The following is a 1,107-nucleotide window of genomic DNA, read 5'->3' as shown; positions in this document are numbered from 1 at the left end:
ACCCAGCCCCACCCACTCATCCCTTCGCTCCCCTCCCGTCACCACGACCGAAAAAGGCAAGCCCATGCCGAACCCGAACCTCACCCCCAAACTCCAGGAAGCCACCGCCGCCCGCGACGCCCTCAACGCCGCGCTCACCCAGGCCGGTATCCAGCTCCCCGCGATGGACGTCCGTACCCCGTGGAACGACCTCGTCCCCGACGACGGGGAGCAGACGGCACAAGACCACGCCGACGCCCCCGCCAGCGCCCGCTACGCCCTCGTCCACCTCGGCGTCTGCTCGGCCCCGGTTGCCCTCGCTCTCGCCGCCGTCATCGCGAGGGGCGCCACCGGATGACCGCCCCAAATCCGGACCACGTCCCGAACCCCACCCACTCACCGAAGCCCGAGCTCGCTCGATCCTCTCCCCCACCCGGCACCGCCGTCCGCGACACCACCCTCGACCGCGTCGGCATCGTCATGGGGCACAAGGGCCCGTACCTTCAGCTCCGCCCTCTCTCGGGCGGCCGCGTATGGGACGCCGATCCCGACCGCCTCGAACCCCTCACCCCCACGGAACTGCTCCGCGTTCGTCTCGCCGAGACGAACGCGCGCAGCCGCCAAGAGCTCGGCATCCATCGGCCCACCGGGGACGCCCCTCCCCCTCGGTAGGTTCCGCCGGCGCGACGCACCGAAAGGGATCGCGCGGCCGACGGCGATGACGTCCTGCCCGGACGACTCCGGGGGCGCACTGCCCGTTTTGCGAAAAGCCGACGAAGCGGCAACGAAGTGACCGGCAACGACCTTGCGGCAATGCCCAGTTCGGCTTCAGGGAAAGATCCGGCCATAGGCCGGAATGCGATAGCCCAAGATTGTTCCAACGCCTGCCAAGATTCAGTAATGGAACGGGCGTTCACGTGATTGGGACGTACGTTCCTCACCGTGATTTCTGAGCCTTCTCCCCACAGAGCGGTCGGCCTCGCGCCGACCGCCCCTGCCACCTCGTCCTCGACCAAGCCCGGGACCGCGCGGCGCTCCCTCCTTCGCGCCGCGCTGACCGGCACCGCCGTCCTCGGTGCCGGTCTCGCCGTAGGCGCCCCCTCCGCCGCTGCCGCGACTCCCGCCGCC

The 1,107-nt window shown here is 70.4% G+C and carries 2 protein-coding genes and 1 pseudogene; all 3 read left to right on the top strand.

The window, feature by feature from the left end:
- Positions 1 to 337 (top strand): hypothetical protein (locus FPZ41_RS46665; RefSeq protein WP_407698914.1); only part of this gene is annotated, 337 nt, incomplete at its 5' end.
- Positions 334 to 651 (top strand): hypothetical protein, encoded by a 318-nt coding sequence (locus tag FPZ41_RS50530; RefSeq protein ID WP_407698913.1) that lies wholly within the window; start codon positions 334 to 336, stop codon positions 649 to 651. The genes FPZ41_RS46665 and FPZ41_RS50530, both read left to right, overlap by 4 nt.
- Positions 652 to 921: 270 nt before the next feature.
- Positions 922 to 1,107, top strand: a pseudogene (locus FPZ41_RS49750) (carbonic anhydrase); the annotation flags it as partial.

This window comes from Streptomyces acidicola (genome assembly GCF_009377235.1).
Taxonomy (GTDB): Bacteria; Actinomycetota; Actinomycetes; order Streptomycetales; family Streptomycetaceae; genus Streptomyces; species Streptomyces acidicola.
The sequence above is the reverse complement of the archived record's forward strand: the minus strand, read 5'-3'. Positions and strand labels throughout refer to the sequence as shown.